Annotated in this window: 26 protein-coding genes and 1 other RNA gene; 12 read left to right on the top strand and 15 right to left on the bottom strand. The window is 73.5% G+C overall.

Features of this window, described 5'->3' with window-relative positions; translation table 11 throughout:
* Together AB4039_RS33455 and rnpB are read right to left on the bottom strand one after the other, a co-directional pair.
* A partial coding sequence (locus tag AB4039_RS33455) for a serine/threonine-protein kinase (protein WP_442272533.1) occupies nt 1-1,054 on the bottom strand: 1,054 nt, incomplete at its 3' end.
* Nucleotides 1,055-1,247: 193 nt separating this feature from the next.
* An RNA gene (gene rnpB / locus AB4039_RS33450) (RNase P RNA component class A) lies at nt 1,248-1,650 on the bottom strand.
* Between the two features lie 77 nt (nt 1,651-1,727).
* Here rnpB and AB4039_RS33445 point away from each other — a divergent pair.
* Both AB4039_RS33445 and AB4039_RS33440 read left to right on the top strand, forming a co-directional pair.
* Nucleotides 1,728-2,462, top strand: coding sequence for a MerR family transcriptional regulator (locus tag AB4039_RS33445; protein ID WP_442272532.1), 735 nt, complete (start codon nt 1,728-1,730; stop codon nt 2,460-2,462).
* Nucleotides 2,459-3,100: a hypothetical protein gene (locus tag AB4039_RS33440; RefSeq protein ID WP_266838766.1), complete on the top strand. Its 642-nt coding sequence runs from the start codon at nt 2,459-2,461 to the stop codon at nt 3,098-3,100. Before AB4039_RS33445 ends, AB4039_RS33440 begins: the two co-directional genes overlap by 4 nt.
* Nucleotides 3,101-3,164: 64 nt before the next feature.
* Here the strand turns inward: AB4039_RS33440 and AB4039_RS33435 are convergent, their stop codons facing one another.
* Nucleotides 3,165-4,613: an RNB domain-containing ribonuclease gene (locus AB4039_RS33435; protein WP_442272531.1), complete on the bottom strand. Its 1,449-nt coding sequence runs from the start codon at nt 4,611-4,613 to the stop codon at nt 3,165-3,167.
* 102 nt (nt 4,614-4,715) lie between these two features.
* Between AB4039_RS33435 and yaaA the strand changes: the two genes are divergently transcribed.
* Nucleotides 4,716-5,516 (top strand): peroxide stress protein YaaA, encoded by an 801-nt coding sequence (gene yaaA, locus AB4039_RS33430; protein ID WP_442272530.1) that lies wholly within the window; start codon nt 4,716-4,718, stop codon nt 5,514-5,516.
* A gap of 91 nt (nt 5,517-5,607) precedes the next feature.
* Here yaaA and AB4039_RS33425 read toward each other — a convergent pair whose 3' ends face one another.
* Together AB4039_RS33425 and AB4039_RS33420 are read right to left on the bottom strand one after the other, a co-directional pair.
* Nucleotides 5,608-6,360 (bottom strand): bifunctional DNA primase/polymerase, encoded by a 753-nt coding sequence (locus AB4039_RS33425; RefSeq protein WP_266838763.1) that lies wholly within the window; start codon nt 6,358-6,360, stop codon nt 5,608-5,610.
* Between the two features lie 133 nt (nt 6,361-6,493).
* Nucleotides 6,494-7,120, bottom strand: a complete 627-nt coding sequence (locus AB4039_RS33420) for a TetR/AcrR family transcriptional regulator (RefSeq protein ID WP_266838762.1) — start codon at nt 7,118-7,120, stop codon at nt 6,494-6,496.
* A 145-nt stretch (nt 7,121-7,265) separates the two neighbouring features.
* On the opposite strand from AB4039_RS33420, the gene ddaH reads away from it, so the two are divergent.
* Nucleotides 7,266-8,084, top strand: coding sequence for a dimethylargininase (gene ddaH / locus AB4039_RS33415; protein WP_266838761.1), 819 nt, complete (start codon nt 7,266-7,268; stop codon nt 8,082-8,084).
* Nucleotides 8,085-8,208: 124 nt separating this feature from the next.
* Here ddaH and AB4039_RS33410 read toward each other — a convergent pair whose 3' ends face one another.
* Both AB4039_RS33410 and AB4039_RS33405 read right to left on the bottom strand, forming a co-directional pair.
* A complete protein-coding gene (locus AB4039_RS33410) occupies nt 8,209-9,225 on the bottom strand; it encodes a small ribosomal subunit Rsm22 family protein (protein WP_266838760.1) in 1,017 nt (338 codons plus the stop codon).
* Nucleotides 9,226-9,259: 34 nt separating this feature from the next.
* Nucleotides 9,260-10,564 (bottom strand): multidrug effflux MFS transporter, encoded by a 1,305-nt coding sequence (locus tag AB4039_RS33405; protein ID WP_442272529.1) that lies wholly within the window; start codon nt 10,562-10,564, stop codon nt 9,260-9,262.
* 108 nt (nt 10,565-10,672) lie between these two features.
* Here AB4039_RS33405 and AB4039_RS33400 point away from each other — a divergent pair, with 108 nt between their 5' ends.
* Nucleotides 10,673-11,434, top strand: a complete 762-nt coding sequence (locus AB4039_RS33400; RefSeq protein WP_266838758.1) for an SDR family oxidoreductase — start codon at nt 10,673-10,675, stop codon at nt 11,432-11,434.
* A 47-nt stretch (nt 11,435-11,481) separates the two neighbouring features.
* On the opposite strand, the gene AB4039_RS33395 is transcribed toward AB4039_RS33400, so the two are convergent.
* Nucleotides 11,482-13,962 (bottom strand): dolichyl-phosphate beta-glucosyltransferase, encoded by a 2,481-nt coding sequence (locus AB4039_RS33395; RefSeq protein WP_442272528.1) that lies wholly within the window; start codon nt 13,960-13,962, stop codon nt 11,482-11,484.
* Between the two features lie 476 nt (nt 13,963-14,438).
* Here AB4039_RS33395 and AB4039_RS33390 point away from each other — a divergent pair, with 476 nt between their 5' ends.
* A complete protein-coding gene (locus AB4039_RS33390) occupies nt 14,439-15,059 on the top strand; it encodes a GNAT family N-acetyltransferase (protein ID WP_442272527.1) in 621 nt (206 codons plus the stop codon).
* Between the two features lie 57 nt (nt 15,060-15,116).
* Here AB4039_RS33390 and efeU read toward each other — a convergent pair whose 3' ends face one another.
* Genes efeU through efeO form a run of 3 tightly spaced genes read right to left on the bottom strand, consistent with a single transcriptional unit; the run spans nt 15,117 to nt 18,432 of the window.
* Nucleotides 15,117-15,962 (bottom strand): iron uptake transporter permease EfeU, encoded by an 846-nt coding sequence (efeU, locus tag AB4039_RS33385; RefSeq protein ID WP_266838756.1) that lies wholly within the window; start codon nt 15,960-15,962, stop codon nt 15,117-15,119.
* A 22-nt stretch (nt 15,963-15,984) separates the two neighbouring features.
* The gene (gene efeB / locus AB4039_RS33380; protein ID WP_266838755.1) at nt 15,985-17,247 is read right to left on the bottom strand and encodes an iron uptake transporter deferrochelatase/peroxidase subunit; all 1,263 of its coding nucleotides are present in this window, start codon (nt 17,245-17,247) and stop codon (nt 15,985-15,987) included.
* Nucleotides 17,248-17,280: 33 nt separating this feature from the next.
* On the bottom strand, nt 17,281-18,432 hold the full coding sequence (gene efeO / locus AB4039_RS33375) for an iron uptake system protein EfeO (protein WP_266838754.1): 1,152 nt from the start codon (nt 18,430-18,432) through the stop codon (nt 17,281-17,283).
* Between the two features lie 428 nt (nt 18,433-18,860).
* On the opposite strand from efeO, the gene AB4039_RS33370 reads away from it, so the two are divergent.
* A complete protein-coding gene (locus tag AB4039_RS33370; protein ID WP_266838753.1) occupies nt 18,861-19,523 on the top strand; it encodes a PhzF family phenazine biosynthesis protein in 663 nt (220 codons plus the stop codon).
* Between the two features lie 99 nt (nt 19,524-19,622).
* Here the strand turns inward: AB4039_RS33370 and AB4039_RS33365 are convergent, their stop codons facing one another.
* Nucleotides 19,623-20,270 (bottom strand): biliverdin-producing heme oxygenase, encoded by a 648-nt coding sequence (locus AB4039_RS33365; protein ID WP_266838752.1) that lies wholly within the window; start codon nt 20,268-20,270, stop codon nt 19,623-19,625.
* A gap of 139 nt (nt 20,271-20,409) precedes the next feature.
* Nucleotides 20,410-21,267: a type I methionyl aminopeptidase gene (gene map / locus AB4039_RS33360; RefSeq protein ID WP_442272526.1), complete on the bottom strand. Its 858-nt coding sequence runs from the start codon at nt 21,265-21,267 to the stop codon at nt 20,410-20,412.
* A 59-nt stretch (nt 21,268-21,326) separates the two neighbouring features.
* Here map and AB4039_RS33355 point away from each other — a divergent pair, with 59 nt between their 5' ends.
* Nucleotides 21,327-21,563 carry a hypothetical protein gene (locus tag AB4039_RS33355; protein ID WP_266838751.1) on the top strand — a complete coding sequence of 79 codons (237 nt, stop codon included), beginning with the start codon at nt 21,327-21,329 and terminating at the stop codon, nt 21,561-21,563.
* Between the two features lie 37 nt (nt 21,564-21,600).
* Here the strand turns inward: AB4039_RS33355 and AB4039_RS33350 are convergent, their stop codons facing one another.
* On the bottom strand, nt 21,601-22,206 hold the full coding sequence (locus AB4039_RS33350) for a hypothetical protein (RefSeq protein ID WP_442272525.1): 606 nt from the start codon (nt 22,204-22,206) through the stop codon (nt 21,601-21,603).
* A gap of 93 nt (nt 22,207-22,299) precedes the next feature.
* On the opposite strand from AB4039_RS33350, the gene npdG reads away from it, so the two are divergent.
* The 3 genes from npdG to AB4039_RS33335 all read left to right on the top strand — a co-directional run bounded on the left by npdG (nt 22,300) and on the right by AB4039_RS33335 (nt 24,491).
* Nucleotides 22,300-23,004, top strand: a complete 705-nt coding sequence (gene npdG / locus AB4039_RS33345) for an NADPH-dependent F420 reductase (protein ID WP_266838749.1) — start codon at nt 22,300-22,302, stop codon at nt 23,002-23,004.
* 125 nt (nt 23,005-23,129) lie between these two features.
* Nucleotides 23,130-23,321, top strand: a complete 192-nt coding sequence (locus AB4039_RS33340; RefSeq protein WP_266838748.1) for a hypothetical protein — start codon at nt 23,130-23,132, stop codon at nt 23,319-23,321.
* A gap of 54 nt (nt 23,322-23,375) precedes the next feature.
* Nucleotides 23,376-24,491: a MerR family transcriptional regulator gene (locus tag AB4039_RS33335; protein WP_266838747.1), complete on the top strand. Its 1,116-nt coding sequence runs from the start codon at nt 23,376-23,378 to the stop codon at nt 24,489-24,491.
* A gap of 78 nt (nt 24,492-24,569) precedes the next feature.
* Here AB4039_RS33335 and AB4039_RS33330 read toward each other — a convergent pair whose 3' ends face one another.
* Nucleotides 24,570-25,370: a site-2 protease family protein gene (locus AB4039_RS33330; protein WP_266838746.1), complete on the bottom strand. Its 801-nt coding sequence runs from the start codon at nt 25,368-25,370 to the stop codon at nt 24,570-24,572.
* 61 nt (nt 25,371-25,431) lie between these two features.
* On the opposite strand from AB4039_RS33330, the gene AB4039_RS33325 reads away from it, so the two are divergent.
* On the top strand, nt 25,432-26,247 hold an 816-nt coding region (locus tag AB4039_RS33325), incomplete at its 3' end, for an AfsR/SARP family transcriptional regulator (protein WP_442272524.1).

Here is a 26,247-nt window from a genome sequence, read left to right as displayed (position 1 = left end):
CCGCATGCTCGGCCCGGGTGGCGGGCAGGGCGAGGAGCCCGCCGACGAGCCCGCCCGCGGCGGCCGCACCGACCGCGACGGTGAGCAGCAGACGCCCCCGGCGCGGGGCCGGCGGGCCGGGCCAGGCGGGGTCGTGGAGGGCGGGCACCTGCCATGCGGCGCGGACGGGGTCGTCGGCCAGGGTCGGGTCCGTGCCGGGCACGAGGACCTGGGTGGCCTGGGCGCAGAGCAGGGCCGCGCACCGTTCGGCGGCCCCCGCGGCCGTCGGCCGGTCGGCCGGGTCCTTCGCGAGGGCCTGCTCCAGGACCTCCCGCAGGGCTGCGGGCACGCCGCCGAGGTCGGCCTCGCCCGACAGGATGCGGAAGGCGACCACGTCGGGCGCGCCCGAACCGAAGGGGAGCCGGCCGGTCGCCGCGTGGGCGACGAGGGCCCCCCAGGCGAACACGTCACCGGCCGGGCCCGCGGTGCCCGTGCGGTAGTGCTCCGGGCTGATCCAGCCCGGGGTACCGGTCATCACACCGGTACGGGTCACGGACGTGCCGTCGGCGGCGTGCGCGATGCCGAAGTCCAGCACCCTCGGCCCCGCCGGACTGAGGATGACGTTCTGCGGCTTCACGTCCCGGTGGACCACGTCCGCGCGGTGGATCGCGGCCAGGGCCTGTGCGGTGCCGGCCGCGAAGGCGTGCAGCGTGCCGCCCGTGAGCGGCCCGTGTGCGTGCAGGTGCTGGGCGAGGGTCGGTCCGGGCACGTACGCGGTCGCCAGCCACGGGGACCCGGTCTCCGTGTCGGCGGCCAGCAGGGGGACCAGGCAGGGCCCCTGGACGCGCGAGGACAGGGCCACCTCGCGGCGGAACCGGGCCCGGAACTCCGGGTCCTGGGCCTGGGCCCGGTGCACGGCCTTGACCGCGACCCGGACGCCCCTGGGGTCCAGAGCGGCGTGGACGGTGCCCATGCCGCCCGTGCCGAGACGGCCGATGATCCGGTAGGGGCCGATCGTCTTCGGATCACCGGGGTGGGCAGGGTCGACCCGCCCGCCGGGGCCATGGGTGCTCACGGGTGCTTCCTTCTGTCTGCGCAGGCTCGCAGGCGGAGCGTCTCATCTCCGGGACGCCCGATGGCACGCTTCGACGTTTTGTCCGGCTGACCGCTGCTCATGTTCCGGTCCGGCGGCGGGAGTCGCGCGCGCTCGGCACCGTGCGGAGAGCCACCCCTGCCCCGGAAGCGGAGGAGAAGGGGGAGGGGTACGGCAGACGAGCCGGCCTGTACGCCGGGTTCTGTCGCCCGGAGACCTCGCGGTCGCCGGGGAGACGGCCATCCATCTAGGACCGGCGTTGCCGCCGGCCTCGTGCGGTCTACCCGCGAACATCGGGCGGGCAGCCCTCAAGCGTTCGCGCAGACCCGTCCGGGGACGGATCCTCTTGACCTTGCTCCAGGTGGGGTTTACCTAGCCGCCTGAGTCACCTCAGGCGCTGGTGGTCTCTTACACCACCGTTTCACCCTTACCGGGGACCGAAGTCCCCGGCGGTCTGTTTTCTGTGGCACTGTCCCGCGGGTCACCCCGGGTGGGCGTTACCCACCACCCTGCCCTGTGGAGCCCGGACGTTCCTCGGCGGGATCCTGGGACCCCGACGCGGCCGCCCGGCCGACTCGTCTGTCGTGCCGACCATGCTACCGGCTGTCCACGGCGGCTTGACCTTGACGCAGCGGCAGGGTTTCTACTGGAGCCCATGCGGATCGGAGAGATCGCCGCGCTCGTCGGGCTCACCACCCGGGCGATCCGGCACTACCACCACGTCGGGCTGCTCCCCGAACCGGAGCGGCGCCCCAACGGATACCGGGCCTACACCGTGCGCGACGCCGTCCTGCTCGCGCGGGTGCGCCGGCTCACCGAGCTCGGGCTCGGCCTGGACGAGGTGCGCGACGTGCTCGCCGACGACGCGGGGCGCGAGCTGGCCGACGTACTCGCCGGACTCGACGCCGACCTCGCCCGCCAGGAGGCCGAACTCGGCGCGCGCCGCCGAAGGCTCGCGGCGCTGCTCGCGGCCGGGCCGGGAGAGGGGGAGCCCGTCTCGCCCGGGCTCGCCGCGCTGCTCGACCGGGCGCCGGCCACCACCTCCCCGTCCGCCGCCAAGGACCGCGAGCACCTCGCCCTGCTCGACGCCACCGGAGCGGCCGGCGAGGAGACGTACGCCGCGCTCGCCCCGCTCGTCGCCGACCCGGCCGTCCTCGCCCTCTACGAGCGGCTCGACGAGCTGGCCGCGGCCCCCGTCGACGACCCCCGCATCGGCCCCCTCGCCGACGCGCTCGTCGCGGCGGTCCCCGCCGGGCTGCTGGACAGCGTCCCGGCCGACGGGCCGGCCGTGCCCGGCTTCCGGGAGGCGCTGCTCGCCGAGTACGCGCCCGCCCAGGCGGAGGTCGTCCGCCGGGTGATGGCCGCGTTCGTGGAGCGGGGCCGGACGTGAGCGCCCCGCGTGAAGCCCGCCGGGACGCGGTCCGCGCCGCGGTCCCCGAGCCCGTACGCCGCCTGCTGCGGCACGAAGTGCGGGCCGCCGCCTCCCTCGGCCGCTGGGTGCTGCGCCGCACGCACGGCGTGCGTCCCGGGGACCTCGCCGCCGCGTACACCGGACCGCAGACGGCGGTGATGTACGGCCTGCTCTTCGTGTCGGTGATCGAGACCGTCGGGCTGGCGCTGCTGATCCCCTGGCCCGCCGTCCACCGGGTGGTGCTCGTACTCGACGTGTACGCGGTGCTGCTGGTGCTCGCCCTGCACGCCGCCTGCGTGACCCGGCCGCACGTGGTGCGGCCCGACGGCTCGCTGCGGATCCGCTACGGCGCCCTGTTCGACCTGGCCGTCCCGCCGGACGCGGTGGCCTCGGTACGGGTGGAGCGGCGTTACCCGCAGGGCCGGCTCGTCACCCTCTCCGAGGACGGGGTGCTCGACCTGATCGTGGGCAGCCAGACCACGGTGACCCTGCAGCTGAACCGGCCGCTGGAGTTCCGCAGGCCGCTCGGCGCCCGCGCGTCGGCCCGTACGATCCGCTTCCACGCGGACGACCCGCGCGCCGTGGTCGGCGCGCTCCGGCGACCGGCACCCCCGTGACGGGCCCGGGCCGCCGGGCGGCGCCCCGCCCGTCCCGCGGGGAACGGCCCGGTCCGGCCGGGCCCTACGCCGGGGCGAAGAGGATCTTCGAGGTGCCCGGGTCGGCCCGGGTGAGGCGGACCCGGATGCGGTCGCCGAGGGGCAGCGGCGCCACCGGGGACTCGACGCGGCCCACCACCGCCGGGTCCTCCAGGTGGACGGTACCCACCCGAGGCTCCTGCTCCTTGACGTCGATCACCGTCGCCTCGAAGGTCTCCCCGATCCGGTCCTTGAGCAGGGCCGCCTCCACCAGGTCGACGGACTCCCGCTCCACGGAGTTCGCCAGCCGGCTGCCCGCCGCCATCTCGTGCGGCAGCGCCTCCAACGCCTCGACGGCCCATGCCGCAGGCTCGGCCCCGGCCGACGCGGCCACGCACAGCTCGCCGGCGTACCGGTCGACCAGGCGGCGCAGCGGGGCGGTGCAGTGCGCGTACGGGGCCGCGACCGCGGCGTGCAGGGCCGGGTCCGGGGTCCGCCCGCCGGTGAACACCGTGTACCCGGCGCCGCGCAGCAGGGCCGTGCACTCCTGGAGGAAGGCGGCGTGCGCGGGCAGGTGCGGGTCGAGGGAGCGCACGAGCGCCGCGTACGGGACGTGGTGCGGCCAGTCGACGCGCAGGGCCTTCGCGGCCCGCCGCAGCCGGCCGACCGCGCCGTCGGGGGCGGCGGGGAGGGTGCGCAGGACGCCGGTGCCGCTGGCGATCATGAGGTCGGCCGCTGCCATGCCGGTCATCAGGGAGATCTGCGCGTTCCAGCCGTCGGCGGGCAGCGGGGCGCGGTAGGTCAGGGAGTACGAGCCGTCGGGTCCTTCGACGACCTCCTGCTCCGGGACGTTCAGGGAGATCCCGCCGCGCTCCGTCTCCAGGGCCTCCCGCAGCGTTCCGACGACCTTCAGCAGGGCCAGGGCGGGCTCCGCGGTGCCGGAGTCGATGGCCTTCTGGACGCCCTCGTAGTCGAGCCGGGCCCGGCTGCGGACCAGGGCCCGGCGCACCCCGGCGGTCTCGACGCGGCCGTCGGCGTCCAGGTCGAGGCGCCAGAGCAGGGCCGGGCGGGTCCGGCCGGGCAGCAGGCTGGCCGCGTCCCCCGAGAGGACCGCCGGGTGCAGCGGGATCCGCTCGTCGGGGAAGTAGAGGGTGGCGACCCGGCGGTGGGCCTCGGCGTCGAGGGCGCCGCCCGGGGCGACGAAGGCGGCGACGTCGGCGATGGCGTAGTGCACGCGGTAGCCGCCGCCGGCCGGCCGCAGTGCCAGGTGCACGGCCTGGTCGAGGTCGACCGAGCCCGGGGGGTCGATGGTGAACACCGGCAGGTCGGTGGCGTCCTCGGCCGGCAGCCGCGGGGCGGCGGCGGCCCGTTCGGCCTCGGCGAGCACCTCGGCCGGGAAGGCGGCGGGCACGCCCAGCCGTGTGCGCAGGTCGCGCAGCGCGGCCCGCAGGGCAGCCCCTTCTGCGCCGGTCATGTGCAGGCGACGGCGTGGCATGGGTCGAGCGTAGGGCCGACGGGCCGGGGCGGCGCGGCGAGCGGTCTACCCTGGCTCGGGGGCCGCACCCCCTGCGCCGCGTCGTGTCGAAGGAGAACCACCGTGCTCGTGCTGCTGCCGCCCTCCGAGGGAAAGGCCGCCGGAGGCTCCGGCGCACCGCTGGAGCCCGGCTCCCTGTCGCTGCCGGGGCTCGCGCCGGCGCGGGCGGCGGTCCTGGACGAACTCGTCGAACTGTGCTCCGGGGACGAGCTGAAGGCGCGCGAGGTCCTGGGGCTGAGCGAGGGGCTGCGCGGCGAGGTCGCGAAGAACGCCGCCCTGCTCGACGCGCCGGCCCGGCCGGCCGGGGAGATCTACACCGGGGTGCTCTACGACGCGCTGGGCCTGGCCGGTCTGCCCGCCCCGGCGCGGGAGCTCGCGGAGCGGTCGCTGCTGGTGTTCTCCGGGCTGTGGGGCGCCGTGCGGGTGACCGACCGGATCCCGTCCTACCGCTGCTCGATGGGGGTCAAGCTGCCCGCGCTGGGCGCGCTGGGCGCGTACTGGCGCACCCCGATGGCCTCGGTGATGCCGGAGGCGGCGGGCGACGGGCTGGTGCTGGACCTGCGCTCCGCGGCGTACGGGGCGGCGTGGAAGCCGAAGGGGGAGACGGCGGGGCGGACGGCCACGGTACGGGTGCTGCACGCGCGGGTCGTGGACGGGGTGGAGAAGCGGTCGGTGGTGAGCCACTTCAACAAGGCCACCAAGGGGCGGCTGGTACGGGACCTGCTGCTGGCCGGGTCCGTCCCCGGGTCCCCGGCGGAACTCGTCACCGCCCTGCGGGACCTGGGGTACGCGGTCGAGGCGGAGGCGCCGGCGAAGCCGCTGAAGCCGTGGTCCCTCGACGTGGTCGTGAGCCAGATCCACTGAGGCCGGGGGCCCGCCCCGGCCGTGGACCCGTCGGCCGGAGCCCGGCCCCGTCGGCGGGCCGGGCGTACGGTCGGGGGCGGCGGGCCCGGGGTCAGCGCCCCAGGGGCCAGGCGACGGTGGCGGGGGTCTGCTCGGCGGTGCCCGCGTACTGGGCGCAGGCGTCGGTGAGGGTTTCCAGCAGGGTCAGCGGGTCCGGGAGCGGGTGCCCCATGTCGCGCAGCCAGCCCACCGAGAAGTCCCCGGGGAGGGTGGCCGGGGGGAGGAGGACGTAGCTGCCGCGGCAGTGCCAGCGCAGGCCGGGGTGTTCGTCCATGGTCTCGGGGTGGCAGTCCAGTTCGCAGGGCCACCATTCGTCCTCGTCCTCCGGCGTCCCGCGGGTGGCCGTGAAGAAGAGCATCCGGGCCTGGTCCCCCGTGCCGCCCGATTCGGCGACCGGTCCGACCTCGATGCCGGCGGCCAGCAGGCGTTCCAGGGCGCTGCGTCCGGCTTCCAGCGGGACGTCGAGGACGTCGTGGACCATGCCGGTGGCGGTGATGAAGTTGGCCTGCGGCTGGTCGCGGGCCCAGCGTTCGATCTGCGCGCGGTCGGTGGTCGACTGGGTCTGCCAGGCGAAGGAGACCGGGTGCCGCGCGGGGGTGGGGCAGCCGATGCGGTCGCAGGAACATCGGTAGCCGACGGGATGCGCGGCGGGGGCGACCGGCAGTCCGGCGTCGGCGACGGCCAGGAGGAGCGCCTCGCGGGCACCTGCGGGGTCTTCGGTCGGGGCGGGTTTGCGGCGCCGGCGCAGCCACTGGGACATCCTGCTCTGCTCGCCGCGTTTGACGCGGCCGGACTCGGACCCCATCTATCCCCTCACCTCAACGTTGTCCCGGAAGACCGTCCCATCGTCCCACCATCCTGAGTCCCGGGTGACCGCACCCCCCGATCGAGGCCCTCCCATAACCATAGAATTCGGCCATATGTTCTCGGCCGCCGGGTCAGGTCCCGGCGGCGGCCGGGCGGGTGGTGACGTATCCCACCCCGCGCAGCACCGCGTCCACCAGCGCGTCCGTGTGCGCGTGCGTGAGCGGCGCGGTCCTCAGCAGCCACCGGTACGTCAGTGGTCCCACCAGCATCTCCACCAACAGGCGCAGGTCGGTGTCCGCAGGAAGCAGCCCGCCGTCCACGGCCGTGCGCAACCGGACCTCGTACAGAGCGAGCTGGGGTTCGAGGAGCTGCCCGGTGAATTGGGCCCCCAGCTCGGGGTCGGTCGCACCGGCGGCAGTGAGGGCGCGGGTGGGTGCCTCGTACCGCTCGTCGAGGAACTGGTCCACCGTGGCCCGCAGGACCGTCTTGAGGTCGGCCGCCAGGTCTCCGGTGTCGGGGAAGGTCCACTCGCCCTCCTCCGCCGCCTCCCCGGACAGCGCCAGCGACGCGTCCAGCAGGACGGCGGCCTTCGAGGGCCACCAGCGGTAGATGGTCTGCTTGCCGACGCCGGCCCGGGCGGCGATGGCCTCGATGGTCAGCTTGTTGTAGCCGACCTCGCCCACCAGCGCGAGTGCGGCGTCGAGGATGGCGCGCCGCGAGCGCTCGCTGCGGCGGGAGGCGTCGGGGGACTTGCTCATGGCGCCCAACGTATCAATGCGAGACGTCTCGTCTTTCATCCATTCCGTAAACCACCCAATCAGTTCACTGCGCGGCCCCCGTTGAGGAGAGACGATTCTTTCCACAGACGCACGCACGTGAGTCCGCAGTCGTGAGGAGCCTTCTTTGCGCAGAGACGCCACACCCCGGCGCTACCTGATGTGCCCACCCGCACACTTCAAGGTCACGTACTCCATCAACCCGTGGATGGATCCCACGAAACCGGTGGACCTGCCCCTCGCACACGCCCAGTGGGAAGACCTGAGGGACCGCTACCGCTCCCTCGGCCACACCGTCGAGATCCTGGAACCGCAGCCCGGCCTGCCCGACATGGTCTACGCCGCGAACGGCGCCCTCGTGGTCGACGGCCGGGTGCTCGGCGCCCGGTTCGCCTACCCCGAGCGCGCCGCCGAGGCGGAGATCCACCTCGACTGGTTCCGGGCGAACGGCTTCACCGAGGTCCACGAGCCGTCCCACGTCAACGAGGGCGAGGGCGACTTCGCCGTCACCGCCACGTACATCCTGGCGGGCCGCGGCTTCCGCAGCAGTCCGCTCTCGCACGACGAGGCGCAGGAGTTCTTCGGCCGCCCCGTCATCGGACTCGACCTGGTGGACCCGCGCTACTACCACCTGGACACGGCGCTCTGCGTCCTCGACGGCGACGAGATCATGTACCACCCGCCGGCGTTCTCGCCGGGCAGCCGGGCCGTGTTGCGGCGGCTCTTCCCGGACGCCCTGATCGTGGACTGCGAGGACGCGGCCGCCTTCGGCCTGAACTCGGTCTCCGACGGGCGCCACGTGCTGCTCCCGCAGGCCGCGGCCGGGCTGCTCGCACCGCTGCGCGAGCGCGGCTTCGAGCCGGTGCCGATGGACCTGGGCGAGCTGCTCAAGGGCGGCGGCAGCGTGAAGTGCTGCACCCAGGAGCTGAGGCCCCGGGAGCGGTGACCCCGGCGGCCCCGGCTCCGGCGGCCTCGGCTCCGGCAGCCGGGGCCGGGGCCGTCGGGAGCCGGGGCCGTCGGGAGCCGGAGCCGCGGGAGTCCGGGCTCCGCCGGCCGAAGGCCCCGTCGGACTACGGGGCCTCGGCGGGCGGCGGCCACTCCTGACCCCAGTCGGCGTCGCGCGCCGCCTTGTAGAGGTCGCCGTGGCGCTTGGTGACGGTGGCCCGGGTCAGGCCGGCCGCCTCGCCGCTCTCCGGACCGCACAGGTCCAGCAGGACGAGCCCCTTGCGGATCTGCGGCCTCCGCGTGATCCGGAAGGGGACCGGCGCCACCGGGAAGCGGGTCGCGGCGACGTAGCTGAACTTCTCGTCCTCGTACGGGAGGGAGCCGCCCTTGATCTGCCGGTGCAGGGAGGAGCGGCTGACCCGCGCCGAGAAGTGGCACCAGTCCCGGCCCACCTCGATGGGGCAGGCACCGTCGTGCGGGCAGGGCGCGGCGATCCTCAGCCCGGCCCCGATCAGCTGCTCGCGGGCCTCGCGGATGCGCAGGTAGCCCTCGGGGGTGCCGGGCTCGATCAGCACCACGGCCTGCCCCGCGCGGGCCGCCTCGGCGACGACCGCCCGGCGGGCCTCGGGGGTGAGTTCGCCGAGCACGTACGACACCGTCACCAGGTCCGCGTCCGGGAGGTCGATGCCGCTGCCGATGACGGCCCGGCGCCAGTCGGCCCCGCGCAGCGCCTCGGAGGAGGAGCGGCCGGCCAGTTCCCTGCCGAGGGCGAGCGCGGGCTCCGCCCAGTCCAGCACCGAGGTGGTGCGGGGGCCGTCCCAGGTGGCGTCCACCGCCCAGGTCGCGGCGCCGGTACCGCCGCCGACGTCCACGTGCGAGCCCGGGACCCACTGGGGCGCGGCCTCCGCCAGCCCGTCCAGGGCGGCCCGTACGGCCTCGAAGGTGGCCGGCATCCGGTAGGCCGCGTACGCCGCCACGTCGGAGCGGTCGCGCAGGACGGGGGCGTCGGTGGGGGTGGCGCCCCGGTAGTTGGCGATCAGCCGCTCGACGGCGGCCGCGGCCTGCTTCGGCGGGAGCCCGTCGAGCAGCCCGGCGAGGGCGCTGCGGAGGGTCTCGGCGGTGGTGGGGGCGGAGGCGTTCACCAGCGAAGTTTACGGCGCCGGGCCCCGCGTCCGGTCACACGGTCAGCGGCTCCCGCGGCTGCCAGGGGCGGCACATGCCGAGGAAGCAGCCCACCGAGAGCAGCGAGCAGCTCAGCTGGACCAGCGTCATGGGCACCGCCGTGTGCTCGCCCGCGATCCCGACCAGCGGGGAGGCGACCGCGCCGACGAGGAAGGAGGAGGTGCCCAGCAGGGCGGACGCCGAGCCGGCGGCGTGCGGGGTGCGCATCAGCGCCTGCGCGTTGGTGTTCGGCAGCACCAGGCCCATCGCCGACATCAGCACGAACAGGGCGGCGGCGACGGGCACCAGCCCGACCTGCCCGAACACCCCGGTGGACATCAGCAGCAGCGCCACCGAGGCCACCGTGATGGTCGCGATCCCGGCACCCAGGGCCTTGTCCAGGCTGATGCGGCCGACCAGCAGCTTGCCGTTGATCTGGCCGACGATGATCAGCCCGACGGAGTTGAGGCCGAACAGCAGGCTGAAGGCCTGCGGGGAGGCCCCGTAGATCTCCTGGATCACGAAGGGCGAGGCGGATACGTAGGAGAAGAGCACCGCGAAGGCGAAGCCGCCCGCCAGGGTGTACCCGGCGAAGACCCGGTCGCCGAGCAGCCCGCGCATGGTCCGCAGCGCGGAACCCACGCCGCCGGTCTGGCGCCGCTCGGGCGGGAGCGTCTCCTCCAGACTGCGCCAGACCACCACGGTGAGGGCCAGACCGACGACCGTGAGCACGACGAAGACCCCGCGCCAGTCGGCGAAGCGCAGCACCTGGCCGCCGATGAGCGGCGCGATGATCGGGGCGGTCCCGGATATGAGCATCAGGGTGGAGAAGAAGCGGGCCATCTCGACCCCGTCGTACAGGTCGCGCACGACGGCGCGGGCGATGACGACTCCGGCGGCGCCGGCCAGGCCCTGGACCAGGCGGAAGCCGATCAGCAGCTCGGTGGTCGGGGCGAGGGAGCAGACGGCGGTGGCGAGGACGTAGAGGACCATGCCCGCGAGCAGGGGCCGGCGGCGGCCCCACTTGTCGCTCATCGGGCCGATGACCAGCTGGCCCAGGGCCATCCCGGCGAGGCAGGCGGTGAGGGTGAGCTGGACGGTCGCCGCCGGGCTGCCCAGCCCGTCGGTGACCTCCGGAAGCGCCGGCAGGTACATGTCCATGGACAGCGGGGGGAGCGCGGTGAGCCCGCCCAGGACCAAGGTGACCAGCAGACCGGTGCGGCGCGCGGCCGTCAGGGGGACGGCCGCGGCGGGCGAGGGGGGCGGGGATCCGGGAGTGGCGCCCTGCGTGGGGACCGCCGAGGGACCTCTCTCCGACATGCCGAACTCCAGTCATCTCATCCGATGTACGCACCCCTGACCGACCCATGCTCTCAGCTGTCGGAACGTCCCGAGCCGGACGTGCGGTGTGACGTACCCTGCGGCCCCATGAACGCACCGCTGAAGAAGATCGCCGTCGTGACGGGTGCCGGCTCCGGGATCGGCCGCTCCGTCGCCCTCGCCCTGGCCGGGGCGGGCTGGTCGGTGGCCGTGGCCGGGCGCCGGACCGGGCCCCTGGAGGACACGGCCGCCGCCGCCGGGCCGGGCGCGGACGTCCTGCCCGTACGGGCGGACGTGAGCGACCCGGCCGACGTGGCCGCGCTCTTCGCCGCCGTCCGCGGCCACTACGGGCGCCTCGACCTGCTCTTCAACAACGCGGGCACCTTCGGCCCGGCCGGGGTCGCGCTGGAGGACATCTCCTACGAGGCCTGGCGCCAGGTCGTCGACGTCAACCTCACCGGCTCCTTCCTCTGCGCCCAGGCCGCCTTCCGGGCGATGAAGGAGCAGGACCCGCAGGGCGGCCGGATCATCAACAACGGCTCCATCTCCGCCCACGTGCCCCGCCCGAACTCCGTCGCCTACACCGCGACCAAGCACGCCATGACGGGCCTGACCAAGTCCCTGTCCCTGGACGGGCGCCCGTACCGGATCGCCTGCGGCCAGATCGACATCGGCAACGCGGCCACCGAGATGACCGAGCGCATGCAGACCGGCATCCTCCAGGCGAACGGCCGACTGGCCGTGGAACCGGTGATGGACGCCGCCGACGTGGCCCGTACGGTCCTGCACATGGCGGAGCTGCCGCTGGAGGCCAACGTCCAGTTCGCGACGGTGATGGCGACGGCGATGCCGTACATCGGCCGCGGCTGACGGCCTGACGGCCTGACGGCCTGACGGCCTCGCCGCCGGTCCCGGGGTCAGACGGGGTCGACCTGCCAGATGAAGCAGTCGGCCACCCTCTGCGGCTCCTTGCCGAGCAACGAGGCGAGGGTGCCGCGCAGTTCGGGGGTGCGCTCCTGCTCCACGGGGAGGACGATCAGACCGGCCTTCCAGTGCGCGAGGTCCCCGCGCGCCTCGTCGCGCATCTGCGGGGTGACCTCCGGCGGCGGGACGGCGCCCCAGCGCATGTCGCTCAGCAGGGTGGACAGCATCCGGGGCTTGGCACCGTAGATCCCGACGCGGTCGGGCCCGGCGGGCCCGTTGAAGTAGCCGCCGGCCAGCTTGAACCCGAAGCCGGTACCGCTCTGCCAGCGCAGGGAGGCCGCGTAGCGGGGGTCGGGCAGCGGCACCGGGACCAGGGACCGGCCGTCCTTGAGGTAGTCCTCGTACAGGCCCCGGGCGATGAAGGCCGGTACGGGGTCGCGCTCCTCGGTGACCAGCGGCAGCGGCAGGATCGGCACCAGTGCGGCGGCCACGGCCAGGTACCCGACCACGCGGTGCTCGCGGGCGCGGAAGCCCACGATCCGGTCGAGGGCGAGGGCCAGCAGGATGCCGAAGACGGGCGCGCACACCATGGCGACCCGGCTCTCGATGACCGATTCGAGCAGCGGCAGGTGCCGCAGGACCCGCCAGGGCGCGGGAACGGTGAGGCCGAACTTGTCGATCTCCACCCGGGGGCCCAGGGAGAGCACGGCGGTGGCCAGGGCGGTGATGCCGAGGGCGCGCACCACGGGCAGCCGCCACAGCCAGAGGGTGATCCCGGTGGCCAGGGCGAGCAGGGGCCAGCCGTAGAAGGCGTTCTGCTCGGTGGTGTTCAGCGAGAGCCTGCCCGCGGTCTCGGCGTTGCCGAACAGCGAGCGGGCCGAGTACTCGGTCAGGGCGCGCAGCGGGTTGCCGGCCCCGCCCTCGCCGTGGAGCACCGAGTGGTAGCTCTGCGGGCCGAAGAACTGCCAGTACAGGGGGAAGGCGACGAGCGGTGCGCAGACGGCCGCCGTGATCGCCAGTCCCTTGGCCAGCGGCCGCAGTGCCGCGCGGGCGGTCTCGCGGTCGAAGTACGCGTGGACGAGGGCGAAGATCAGCATGCCCATCGCGGCCAGCAGGAACGGCTCCTCGCCGAGGAAGACCTGGTAGGCGGAGAACAGCCCGAGCAGCACGCCGTCGCGGACGACGTTCTTGCCCTCGCACAGCCGCAGCGCCCGGTCGATGATGACCGGGATCATGAAGAGCACGACGAAGTTCGGGTGGGCGTTGGCGTGCGAGACCATCGGCGGCGCGAAGGCGGCCAGGGCACCGCCGACGGCGGCCGCCCAGCGGCTCTCCGTGAGCCGGCGGTGGATCAGCCAGTACCAGGACCAGGCGGTCACGGCGATGCCGAGGGTGAACACCAGGGCCAGCGTGACGGTCGGGCCGAAGAGCAGGGTGACCGGGGTGAACGGGACCGAAAGTCCGAGCATCACCGTGTTCCCCATCAGATTCACGCCGTCCGGCATGTTCTGGAAGTCGGTGAACAGAGGGTTACGCAGGTGCGCGACATTGTCGGCGGTCACCCCGAAGAACCATTCCCATTGGTTCTGGTCCTGGAGGGAATGGGCGAGGACCGACCCGTCCAGATCCGCCCACCACCCCTTGTAGAGGTAGAGGGAGGCCAGCAGGTACAGCGCGGCCACGACGATGCCGCCGGCATTCAGGCGCATCAGTTCGCCGAGCGTGCGCAGGTAATCCAGGAGCTGGACCTTGGAACCGTCCTGGTGCGCCCAGCGGACCGGAACCTCGGCGACCGGCCACCCCTTGCGGCGGAAGTACTGGAGGATCTCCACGTCGATGGCCCAGCCGTCGAGCTTGGCGGCCCCGAAGGCCGCGCGGGCCTGATCCCCGTCGAACAGCTTGAAACCGCACTGGGTGTCACGGATCCCGCGGACGGCGACCAGCCGGATGACCCGGTTGCCGACCCAGCCGAGCACTTCGCGCAGCGCGCTCTGCTGGCGTTCCACGGCGGAGTCGCGGTGGGCGCGCGAGCCGATGGCGGCGTCGAGCTTCGGGTCGTCGGCCAGGGCCTTCTCCAGCCCGGCGAGCTCCTCCATGGGAGTCGCCAGGTCCGCGTCCATGATCAGCACGCGCCGCCCCAGCGAGGCCGCGACGCCGAGTCGCAGCGCGCTGCCCTTGCCCCGGTTCTGCTCCGACTGCACGAGCCGGATCCGGTGTTCGTCCACACCGGCCTTCAGGGCGACGGTGGCGGTCCGGTCGGGGGAGCCGTCGTCGACGACGATGACCTCCCAGTCCTCCGTACCGGTGCCGACGTGGGAGTCCAGGTAGGCCCGGACGACGTCCAGGGTGGGCCCCAGGCGGTCTTCCTCCCGGTAGGCGGGAATGACCACGGACAGGCCGACGGACCCCGGTCCCTGGTCGACGGGTTCGCCCGTGGCGGTGGCACCGTGGGCCCTGAGTATGCCGTTCTGCACGTACAAGCCATTCGTCGAGTTGTCCGGTCCGGGCCTGGAGACGCACCGCGAGCGAACGGCCGGCCGGGCCTCGTCACCACCGCGGACACGTCGGCGGTGGAGGGGCGGCAAGGAATGACTCGGAAGACCCGGTCCGGGAGCACGTCGGACGACGGCGGTCACGGACAGGTCAATCGAAATTCGGCCGTGTTCATCGCGGGGATAACGGTTCTACCCCGTGCGACCACGCATCGTTACCCCCCTCGGCGCGGTTCCAACTGCCCGTTTTTGTGGTCGAAAGGACAGGCGGCCCGGACCAATATAGATCAACCTTGAACGGACGGCCCACCGATCGGCCCGGAGCGACGGGCCGCTGTCGGCTCCCCGGTGGTCCGGCGCCGGATTTCGGTAATCGTGTCCGTGAATAAAGGCCGGGCAAAGCGGGGGCGGATGACGGCGCGTGAAATGTGTAGGGCTGCATTCCGGTTGGACCCGTCATGACGACTGAAGACAGGGGCGCACATCGCGCCGGGCCGCCGGGTTCCGCGCTGCGGCTGGTCGCGTACCCGGAGGCGGAACTGCCCGGGGAGCTGGCCCGGCAGGTGGCGGGGATCGAGGGGCGGGTGTGGCCCGGGAGCCGGTTCGGGCACGACCCCGCGCTGGGGCCGAGGACGCTGTTGCTCGTGGCCGGGGACGGCGCCGTCGGGGCCTCCCTGACGTTGCTGTACAAGGAGGTCCCGTGTGGCGGGCGGGCCCGGCGGGCCGCCGGGCTGAGCGGTGTGGTGACCCGGCCCGAGTGGTGCGGGCGGGGGCTCGGGGGCCGACTGGTGGCCGGGGCGCGGGCGGAGCTGGCCGCAGATCCGGCGGTGGACGTGGCCCTGTTCAGCTGCGACCGGCCGCTGGTGCCGTTCTACGAGAGGGCCGGCTTCGAGCGGCTGCCCGGCAGCGTGCTCGTCGGCGGCACCCCGGCCGAGCCGCTGGCCACCGACGGGCCGGGCTTCGACAAGGAGGTGCTGGCCGCCTTCTTCGCCCCGGGGGCGGAGGGGGAAGCGGACCGGGCCGCCTTGAGCGGGACCAGGATCCCGCTCCATCCGGGCACCGTCGACCGGCTCTGGTAGGGGAAAACGCGAGACGCCCGGCCGGTGGCCGGGCGTCGGGCGGGAAGGAGGACGGCGTCAGCCGCGGGCGGGGGCCGTTTCCTTCGGGGCCGGGGCCGCCTTGGCGCGGGCCGGGAGGAGGAACAGGCCCAGGACGACGACCAGGTACAGGGACCACACCACCAGCTGGTAGACCGTCGGGTCCGGCTGGAAGTTGAAGACGCCCTTGAGCAGGACCCCGTACCAGCTGTCCGGCGGGATCGCCGAGCTGATGTCGAAGGCCTTGTCGTGCAGGCCGTTCAGGAAGCCGGCCTCCTGGAGGTCGTGGACGCCGTACGCGAGCACGCCCGCGGCCACGATCACCAGCATGCCGCCGGTCCACTTGAAGAACTTCGCCAGGTTGATCTTCAGCGCGCCCCGGTAGAACAGCCAGCCCAGGAGGATCGCCGTCGCGATGCCCAGCAGCACCCCGATCAGCGGGGCCGAGGAGCCCTCGCCGCTCGCGCGGACCGAGGCCCACACGAACAGCGCCGTCTCCAGGCCCTCACGGCCCACCGCCAGGAAGGCGGTGGCCACCAGCGCGCCGGTGCCCATCGCGAGGGCGGCGTCCAGCTTGCCCTCCAGCTCGCCCTTCAGGTGCCGTGCGGTCTTCTTCATCCAGAAGACCATCCACGTCACCAGGCCCACCGAGATGATCGACAGGCTGCCGCCCAGGAGCTCCTGGGCCTCGAAGGTGAGTTCCTGGGTGCCGAAGGTCAGCAGCGCGCCGAACGCCAGCGAGATCGTGCAGGCGATGCCGATGCCGAGCCACACCGGACGCAGCGCGGCCCGGTTCTCCGTCTTCACCAGGTAGGCGACGAGAATGCAGACGACCAGGCTGGCCTCAAGGCCTTCGCGCAGGCCGATCAGATAGTTGCCGAACACGGCGTTTCCTCTCCGGCGGGGACTACGCGAACAGCGTCCGGCCCCACCAGTCGTCCTTGTCGCGGACGCCCGGCGGGACGGCGAAGACGGCCGAACCCACGTGCTGGATGTATTCGTTGAGCGCGTCGTTCTTCGCCAGCTGCCGCTGGATCGGGATGAAGCCCTTGCGGACGTCGCGCTGGTAGGCGAGGAAGAACAGGCCCGCGTCGAGCCGGCCCAGTCCGTCCGTGCCGTCGGTGAAGGAGTAGCCGCGGCGCAGGATCGTCGCCCCGTCGTTGGAGTCCGGGTGCGCCAGGCGCACGTGCGCCTCCGGCTTCATCGCCTTCAGGAACGGCTCGTCGCGCTCCTTGGACTTGCCGACCGGCGCGCCCTCGCCCTTGTCGCGGCCGAAGACGTCCTCCTGCTCCCGCAGGGAGGTCCGGTCCCAGGTCTCGATGTGCATCCGGATGCGGCGGGCGACCAGGTACGAGCCGCCGGTCAGCCAGGCGCTGCCGTCGTTCGCGCCGACCCACACGTGCTTGTCGAGGGCGGCGGTGTCGGTGCCCGAGACGTTACGGGTGCCGTCCTTGAAGCCCATCATGTTGCGCGGGGTCTGCGCGTCCGGGGTGGTCGAGGAGGTCTTGCCGAAGCCGAGCTGCGACCAGCGGACGGCGACCTTGCCGAAGCCGATGCGGGCGAGCTGGCGGATGGCGTGCACCGCGACCTGCGGGTCGTCGGCGCAGGCCTGGACGCACAGGTCGCCGCCGGAGCGGGCCTGGTCCAGGTTGTCGCCGGGGAAGGCCTCCAGGTCCACCAGGGCCTCGGGGCGCTTGCCCTCCAGGCCGAAGCGGTCCTTGGCGAACAGGCCCGGACCGAAGCCGATGGTCAGGGTGAGGCGGGAGGCCTTGAGGCCGAGGGCCTCGCCGGTGTCGGTCGGCGGGGCCTCGGGCAGGCCTTCGTACGCGTCGCCGACCGGCAGGCCGGCCGTCATCAGGCGGGCCGCGGCGGTCCAGTCCTTGAGGAGCTGGACCAGCTCGTCGCGGCTCTTGGTCTTCACGTCGAACGCCGCGAAGTGCAGCCGGTCCTGGACGGCGCTGGCGATGCCGGACTGGTGCTCGCCGTGGAACGGCACCGCCGCCCCCGCGGAGGCCGCCGGGGCCATGTCCGAGCCGCCGCCCAACGCGGCGACCGTGCCGCCGGCCGCGGCGGCGCCGATCGCGAGACCGGCTCCGCCCCAGCCCAGCACGGAGCGCCGCGAGGGGGCACCCGCGCCGGTGGAGGACTCTTGCGACACCTGGTCGGTCATGCTGTTTCTCCCGCCTCTGCCTGGATCCCGGTACTACTTGGCGACCGCTGCGGCGAGCTTGGAGAGCGGCTCGGCGAGGGAGTTGACCCCGTCCGAGAGCTCCTTGCGCTCCGCGTCACCGACCTTGTCGTAGGAGGTGAACTCGTAGCCGTTCTTGTCGGCGCGGTACTTGTCCAGCAGGGTGCTCAGGGACGCGAACTGGGTGTCGAGCTGCTTGACGAGCCCGGCGTCGTTCTTCTGGGCGGCCGGCTTGAGGAGCTCGTACGCCTTCTGGGCACCTTCGAGGTTGCCCTTGAAGTCGACCAGGTCGGTGTGGGAGTAGCGCTCCTCCTCACCCGTCACCTTGCCGGTGGCGACCTCGTCGAGCAGTTCCTTGGCGCCGTTGGCCATCGAGGTCGGGGTGATCTCGGCCTGGCCGACCTTCTTCTGCCACTCGGTGAGGTCGGTGATCAGGGTGTCGGCGAGCTTCTTGTCCTCGTCGCCGATCTTGCCGTCCTGGAAGAGGGACTTCTCCAGGCGGTGCCAGCCCGTCCAGTCCTTGGCCGGGTCCTGGCCCGCCTCCAGGCCGCCCTCGCGGACGTCGACCTTCGGGTCGATGTCACCGAAGGACTCGGCGACCGGCTCGGTGCGCTCCCAGCCCAGGCGGGAGAGGGCGTAGGCCTTCTTCGCGGCGTCCAGGTCGCCGGCCTTGACGGCGTCGGCGAAGACCTTGGCCTTCGGCAGCGTCTCGTCGGCCTGCTCCTGCACGTACTTGCGGTACGAGGCGACCGCCGCGTCCAGCTCGGGGCTGCGCTTGTCGCCGCCGCCCTTGCCGGTGGCCTTGACCTTGGTGCGGATGCCGTCGCCCTTCATGCCGGGCTTGCAGGCGAACTCGTAGTCGCCCGCCTTGATCTCGGCGGCGATGGTGGCCTTGGTCCCGGGGCCGATGTTCTCGCGCTCGGCGACGATGCGGTCGTCCGGGAAGAGGACGTAGAGCTCGGTGACCTTGGAGCCCTTGTTCTCGACCTCGATGGAGACCTTGCCGGCCGGGAACTCGGTCTTGGAGACCTCGCAGGCGCTGTCCGTCGCGTTGACCTTGATGGCGCCGGAGCCGCTGTCGTCGCTCTTGTCCGCGCAGCCGGTGACGGCGGTGAGTGCGACGACTACGGCGGCCGCGGAGAGGGCGGTGAGGCGGGCGGGGCGCATGGGGGCTCCTGGCGGGGGTGGAGGCTGGTTGAGCCTCGACGAGGCTCGGTGAGGCGGACCTAACTTAACCGAGGCTTACCTGACCGATGCCCGCTCGTCCAGTGATTCAGCTCTCACCTTCCGGCCCCGGACACGAGGCCGTCACGGCCCCTCCATGACTGCCTCAAGCAAAGGTCAAGCGCGGGTCAAGTCTCCCGTCGGCGTGCAGCGGGCCGGAAGGGTCGCCGGCCGGTTCTCCCTTGGCCTCCCCGCGGCCTGCACCGCCGGCGCCACCGGCGGCACCGCCACCGGAGGGGCGGTCGGCGGCTCCTCCGGCTCCTCCGGTGGCTCCGGCGGGTCCGTGGGCGGGAACCTCGCCCCCACCGGCGCCGTGCACCTCGCGCGCCGCCGCCGAACGGCCGGGAATCGACGCGTGCTTGAATGCCTGCGTGAACGATCTGGATGTGATCAAGGTCTTCTGTGCGGGTGACGGCCGGTTCGGCAACCTGCTCGGAGTCGTCCGCGACGGCCGGACCTGCCCCGACGACGCGGACCGGCAGGCCCTCGCGGCCGAACTGGGCTACAGCGAGACGGTGTTCGTCGACGATCCCGAGCGCGGGGTCGTCGACATCCGTACGCCCGGCACCCGCATGTCCTTCGCGGGCCACCCGCTGGTCGGCGTCGCGTGGCTGCTGGACATCGAGGAACTCCAGCCCCCCGCCGGGTCCGTATGGGCCCGTGACGACGGGGAGTTCACCTGGATCACGGCCCGCCCCGAGTGGGTCACGGGCAAGCGCACCGAGCAGTACGCGAACCCCGCCGAGGTCGACGCGCTGCCCGCCCCGCCGCCCGGCGAGGGCTGGCTGTACGCGTGGGCCTGGGAGGACGAGACCGCCGGGCGGATCCGGGCCCGCGGCTTCCCGCGCCGCCCCGACGGGGCCATCGCCGAGGACGAGGCCACCGGCTCGGCGGCGATCCTGCTGACGGCCCAGCTGAACCGCGCCCTGAACATCACCCAGGGGGCCGGCTCCCAGATCCTCACCGCCCCGGGCCCCGACGGCACCGTCGAGATCGGCGGCCGCGTCCGCTTCGCGGAGCCCCGGCAGCCCTAGGCCCTGTCGGCCCGGGCCGGTGTGCCCGGCGCCCCGCCGGCCCCCTACGGGATGACGAGCGCGCCCCGTCCGGAGGTCGCGCGGCAGGCGCGCCGCCGGTCAGGCGCTCAGCCGGAACTCCTCGCCCAGCTCCCGGAAGACCGCGCCGTTGAAGTCGAAGGCGCGCTTGCACTCGTCGATGATCCGCTGCTTCTCCAGGTCGTCCGCGGCGATCGCGTCCAGCAGCTCGCGGTAGGTCCGCTTGAAGGCGGCCGGGTTCGCGATGTCCGCGAAGACGTAGAACCGCACGCCGTCGCCCTTGCGCTCGAAGCCCCAGGTGCGCTCCGCCTTGTCCCGGATGATCTGGCCGCCCGAGAGGTCGCCCAGGTAGCGGGTGTAGTGGTGGGCGACGTACCCGCCCGGCCAGGAGGCCGCGCACTCGGCGACGCGCGCCGCGTAGGCCGCGGTCGCGGGCAGCGCCACGACCGACTCGCGCCAGCCGGGGCCCAGCAGGTGGGCCAGGTCGCGTTCGATCTCGGCGACGCGCATCAGCTCGGGACGGATGAAGGGCCCGGCCACCGGGTCCTCGCGGAGCGCTCCGGCCGCGTCCTCCAGCGCCCGGTACACGAACCAGAGCTGCTCGGTGTAGCGGGTGTACGCGTCCACGCCGAGGCGGCCGCCGAGGAGGTCGCTCATGAACGTCGAGGTCTCGGCTTCGGTGTGCTGCTCGTGCGAGGCGACGCGGATGACCGTGGAGAAGGCGTCCAAGGCGGACCTCCGGAAAGAGGAATCGGGCGCGGCGGCACGGTGCCGTCACGCCCGATCTTCCTGCTTAGGTTTGCCTAAGTCAATGTGTTCCCGACGTCTTGTCGGTAAAAAACGGCCCGGCCCGCGGACCGTCTCCGCGCTAGGGAAGGGTCAGGATCTCGGCCCCCGAGTCGGTCACCGCGAGGGTGTGCTCGAACTGCGCGGTGCGCTTGCGGTCCTTCGTGACGACCGTCCAGCCGTCCTCCCACATGTCGTACTCGTGGGTCCCCAGCGTCAGCATCGGCTCGATCGTGAAGGTCATGCCGGGCTCGATGACGGTGGTCGCGTGCGGGCTGTCGTAGTGCGGGACGATCAGGCCGGAGTGGAACGAGGAGTTGATCCCGTGCCCGGTGAAGTCGCGGACCACGCCGTACCCGAAGCGCTTCGCGTACGACTCGATGACCCGGCCGATGACGTTGATCTGGCGGCCCGGCTTGACCGCCTTGATCGCCCGGTTCAGGGCCTCGCGGGTGCGCTCCACCAGCAGCCGGGACTCCTCGTCCACCTCGCCGCACAGGTAGGTGGCGTTGTTGTCGCCGTGCACCCCGCCGATGTACGCGGTCACGTCGAGGTTCACGATGTCGCCGTCCTTCAGGACGGTCGAGTCGGGGATCCCGTGGCAGATGACCTCGTTGAGCGAGGAACACAGGGACTTCGGGAAGCCCCGGTACCCCAGCGTCGACGGGTAGGCGCCGTGGTCGCACATGAACTCGTGCGCGACCCGGTCCAGCTCGTCGGTGGTCACCCCCGGGGCGATGTGCTTGGCGGCCTCCTCCATCGCCCTGGCGGCGATCCGGCCGGCGATGCGCATCGCCTCGATGGTCTCGGCCGACTGCACCTCCGGTCCGGTGTACGGGGTGGGCATCGGCTTGCCCACGTACTCGGGCCGGCGGATGTTACCGGGAACGGAACGGACGGGAGAGAGCTCGCCTGGTACGAGCAGCGACTGGCCAGACATGCAAGCGAGTGTATCCAGCGGGTATGGGGCAGCATGGCGGACAGAGGAAGGAGCCGACGATGGCCCTGTTCAAGAAGCGCCAGGTGGGAAAGCCGGGCGAGTGGTACTACTGCCTGGTCCACAAGAAGGTCGAAGAGGGTCCGGAATGTCCGGCCAAGGACCGCTTCGGCCCGTACGCCACGCCCGAGGAGGCGAGGCACGCCATGGAGACGGCGCAGGAGCGCAACCTCGAATGGCAGAACGACCCCAAGTGGAACGACGCGACCCGCGAAGACGAAGAGGGCACGGCTCCCTGACCCCCGGACCCCCTGCGGCCCCCTGACCCCCTGCCCCTCACCAGCGGCTGGGCGGCGGCGCGGTCAGCTGGTCGGCCAGCCGCGCCAGCCGGTCCCGCAGCCGCCGAGGTCCGCGCCGCACCGGCAGCCCGTTCTCCCCGGCCGCGGCGCTGACCAGGTGCTGCACCGTGTCCAGGTCCAGTTCCGCGGTGGCGGAGGGCACCGACAGCGCGTCGTGCGCCAGCGTGCCCAGATCCGGGTCCCCGCCGTCCAGGGACAGTACGGTCGCCCCCGCCCGGCGGGCGTCGTGGACCCGCTCCAGCAGCGCGGCGCCGGGCCGCTCCGGAGCCACCACCAGCAGCGTGTGCCCGCGCCGGGCCCCCTCCAGCCGGCCCAGCCCCACCGAGAGGTGCGGCGGCGCGTCCGGCCGCACGTGGTGGCGCACCAGCGTCGGCGCCAGCTCCGGCAGCCCCGACCAGGCGGCCTCGTCCACCAGGTGCGCCGCCAGGTGCCAGGGCTCGTACTGCTCGGTGCCCACGAGGAGCAACGGCCCGCCCGACGGCACCACGGACCCCCGCAGCGAACCGGCGAACCGCCGCGCCTCGCCGGGCCAGTGCGTCCCGGCGAGCACCTCGCGCAGCAGCGCGACCCTCACGGCATCCATGGCGGCATCCTGCACCACACGGGCGGACACGGGGGGCGTACCGGCGCTTCCCACCCCTTCGGACCTGGCGTACTCGGCAGTACCCTCGCCCCCATGACTTCCTCAGACAGCACGCAGAAGCCGTCGGCCAAGGATCCCTGGGACCTGCCGGACGTCTCCGGCCTGACCGTCGGCGTCCTCGGCGGCACCGGCGACCAGGGCCGCGGCCTCGCCTACCGCCTCGCCCGGGCCGGCCAGAAGGTGATCATCGGCTCCCGCGCCGCCGACCGTGCCCGCGCCGCCGCAGACGAGCTCGGCCTCGGCGTGGAGGGCGCCGACAACGCCGAGTGCGCCCGCCGCAGCGACATCGTGATCATCGCGGTGCCGTGGGAGGGCCACGCCAAGACCCTCGAAGCCCTCCGTGAGGACCTCGCGGGCAAGCTCGTCGTCGACTGCGTCAACCCGCTCGGCTTCGACAAGCAGGGCGCCTACGCCCTCCGCGTCGAGGAGGGCAGCGCCGCCCAGCAGGCCGCCGCCCTGCTCCCGGACTCCCGCGTCACCGCCGCCTTCCACCACCTCTCCGCCGTCCTCCTCCAGGACGCCTCGGTGGAGGAGATCGACACCGACGTCATGGTCCTCGGCGAGTCCCGCGCCGACACCGACCTCGTCCAGGCCCTCGCGGCCCGCATCCCGGGCATGCGCGGCGTCTTCGCGGGCCGACTGCGCAACGCCCACCAGGTCGAGGCCATGGTCGCCAACCTGATCTCCACCAACCGCCGCTACAAGGCCCACGCCGGCCTCCGCCTCACCGACGTCTGATCCCCCTCCCCGGGCCGCGGCCCCGCCCCCGTCGGGGACCCGCCCCGCCGGAGCGGGACCCCGACGCGGATGGGGGACACTGGAAGGGTTCGACCCCCTTCCGTGTCGCCGAGGAGCTGTTCCGGATGCCCCGCCTTGCCGTGTTCGCCGTTGTCGTCTGCCTCCTGGCCGTGGCCGCCGCCGTGGTCGCCTTCGTGGAGGGCAGCTTCCTCGGGATCGTCTGGGTGCTGCTGGCCGGGCTGACGTCCAACATGGCCTGGTACTACGTGCGCAAGGCCAAGGCGGACGAGCAGCGCCGGGCACAGCAGACCGCCTAGGACCCGCCCGCCGGGCTTGACCCTCACGTGGCGTGATGCCGCATCGTCGGGGGCGTGGAAGAGCACCTGACCGTGGGACGCGTCGCCGAGCTGGCCGGCGTGAGCGTCCGCACGCTTCATCACTACGACGAGATCGGCCTCGTGCCGTCGTCCGCGCGGACCGCGGCCGGATACCGGGCCTACTCGCCGGGGGACGTGGAGCGGCTGCGGGAGGTGCTCGCCTACCGGCGGCTGGGCTTCGGGCTGCGCGAGATCGCCGATCTCGTCGACGACCCGACCACCGACGCCGTCGCGCACCTGCACCGGCTGCGAAGCCTGCTGCGGGAACAGCGCGACCGCGCCGCAGCCATGGTGACCGCCATAGACGGGGAACTGGAGGCACGGGCGATGGGGATCCGGACGACGCCGGAGGAACAGCTCAAGGCGCTGGGCGCGCAGTTGTACGAGACCATCGGGTCCGCCTACCCGGCGACGCGGCGCACCGAGCCGCGGATCGCCGCGCGGATCCGCGACGCGCTCGGGGACGCGCGGACGGTACTGAACGTCGGGGCCGGCACCGGCTCCTACGAGCCCACCGACCGCGACGTCACCGCGGTGGAACCATCGGCCGTCATGCGGGCACAGCGGCCCCCGGGCGCGGCGCCGTGCGTGGCCGCCAGCGCGGAGAAGCTCCCGTTCGAGGACGGGTCCTTCGACGCCGCGATGGCGGTCAGCACCGTCCACCACTGGCCGGACCCGATCGCCGGGCTGCGCGAGATGAAGCGGGTGGCCCGCCGCGTGGTGGTGTTCACCTACGACGCCGGTGCGCCGGGTTGGCTGGAGCGGTTCTGGCTCACCCGCGACTACCTGCCCGAATTCGCCGGCCTCCTCGCCGGCTGGCCCTCCCTGGCCGACATGACCCGCGCGATCGGCGGCCGCGCGGAACCGGTGCTCGTCCCGTGGGACTGCGCCGACGGCTTCTTCGAGGCCCACTGGCGCCGGCCCGAGGCGTACCTGGAGGAACACGTGCGCCGCGCGGTGTCGGTATGGACGAGAGTCGGACCGGAGGCCGAGAAGCGGGCGGTCGACGCACTCCGCGGCGACCTGGCCTCGGGCCGCTGGGCCGAGCGCAACCGCGACCTCGTCGCCCTCGACGCGGCGGAGCTGGGCCTGCGCCTGCTCGTGGCCTGACCCCGGCCGGCGACGCGGGGACTACCTGGACCCTGTCGGCAAAGTGGCGCCCGGCCCCGCCGCTTTGACGACAGGACCTCAGCCGCCGGAGACCGTGCAGAGGCCGTCCGGGTCCTGCCAGAAGCGGTACAGGTCGTGGCCGCAGTACGTCTCCAGCTCCGAGACGCCCAGACCGCGCAGGATGCCGTCCACCGCGCCGAAGAAGAACGCGTTCACCTCCGGGATCCACAGCAGCGCGAACACCCCGATCAGCGCGAAGGGCGCCAGCGGCGCCAGTTCGCGGCGGACCCGGTGCGAGAGCCAGGGCTCGATCACGCCGTAGCCGTCCAGCCCCGGGACCGGCAGGAAGTTCAGGATCGCCGCCGAGACCTGGAGCAGCGCCAGGAACGCCAGCGCGAAGCGGAACGTGAACGGGACCCCGTCCAGGGCGTCCAGCCAGAACGGCGCGGTGCAGACGGCCGCGAACAGCACGTTCGTCAGCGGGCCCGCGGCCGAGACCAGGCTGTGCTTCCAGCGGCCCCGGATCCGGTCCCGCTCGATGTACACCGCCCCGCCGGGCAGGCCCAGCCCGCCCAGGATCACGAACACGACCGGCAGCACGATGCTGAGCAGCGCGTGCGTGTACTTCAGCGGGTTCAGCGTCAGGTAGCCCTTCGCGCCGACCGTGATGTCACCGCCGTGCAGGGCGGTGCGGGCGTGCGCGTACTCGTGCAGGCACAGCGAGACGACCCACGCGGACGTCACGAACAGGAACACCGCCAGCCCCGGGCTGGCGGCGTACCCGGTCCACACCGCCCAGCCGGTGACGGCCATGACGGCGACGATGCCGAGGAATACGGAACTGATCTGCCGCTCGCCGCGGCTCCCCTGGTGACCCATGCGGCGAAACCTATCCCGGTGACCGGGCGGGCCCGGCCCCGGGGCCGGGGACAATGGGCCGGTGCGCTACGCGATCCTCGGTACCACCCAGGCCTCCCACGACGACGGGACCACCGTCGCCGTGGGCGGCGCGCGCCTGCGGGCGCTCCTGACCGCGCTCGCCCTGCGTCCGGGGCGGGCGGTACCGGCCGCGCTGCTCGTCGGCCAGGTCTGGGACGCCGACCCGCCGGCCGAGGCCGTGCCCGCGCTCCAGGCGCTGGTGGGGCGGCTGCGACGGGCGCTGGGGCACGCCGCCGTGCGCTCGGGCCCGGGCGGCTACCTGCTGGACGCGGAGCGCGAGGACGTCGACGCCTTCCGCTTCGAACGGCTCGTGCGGGCCGCCGCCGACGTGCCGGACCCGGCCGCGGCGGCGGTCCTGTACGACGAGGCCCTCGCGCTGTGGCGGGGCCCGGCGCTGGCCTCGCTGCCCGAGGCGACGGCGGAGGCCGCGCGCTGGGAAGCCGTACGGATGGACGCGCGGCGGGGCCGGCTCGGTGTGGCCCTGGCGCTGGGCGAGGCGGAGGCGGCCCTGCCGGAACTGGCCGAACTGTGCGCCCGGCAGCCCCTGGACGAGCCCCTGCAGGTGCTGCGGATCAGGGCCCTGCGGGCGGCGGGCCGGCCGGCGCAGGCACTGGCCGCCTACGAGGCCGTCCGCCGTGACCTGTCGGCCCGCCTGGGCACGGACCCGGGCCCCCAGCTCCGCTCCCTCCACGCCGAACTCCTGGACCCGGCCGGTGCGCCGGGCACCCCGGCCCGGCGCGATCCCGCACCGGGCTCCGTCCGGGGGGCCGAGGCGTCCGCCCCGAGCGGGGCCACCCCGCCTGCCCCGGCCCCGCCC

This window comes from Streptomyces sp. M-16 (assembly GCF_052114405.1).
Classification (GTDB): Bacteria; Actinomycetota; Actinomycetes; order Streptomycetales; family Streptomycetaceae; genus Streptomyces.
Note: the sequence above shows the minus strand (reverse complement) of the source record. Positions and strands in the feature narration are given on the sequence as shown.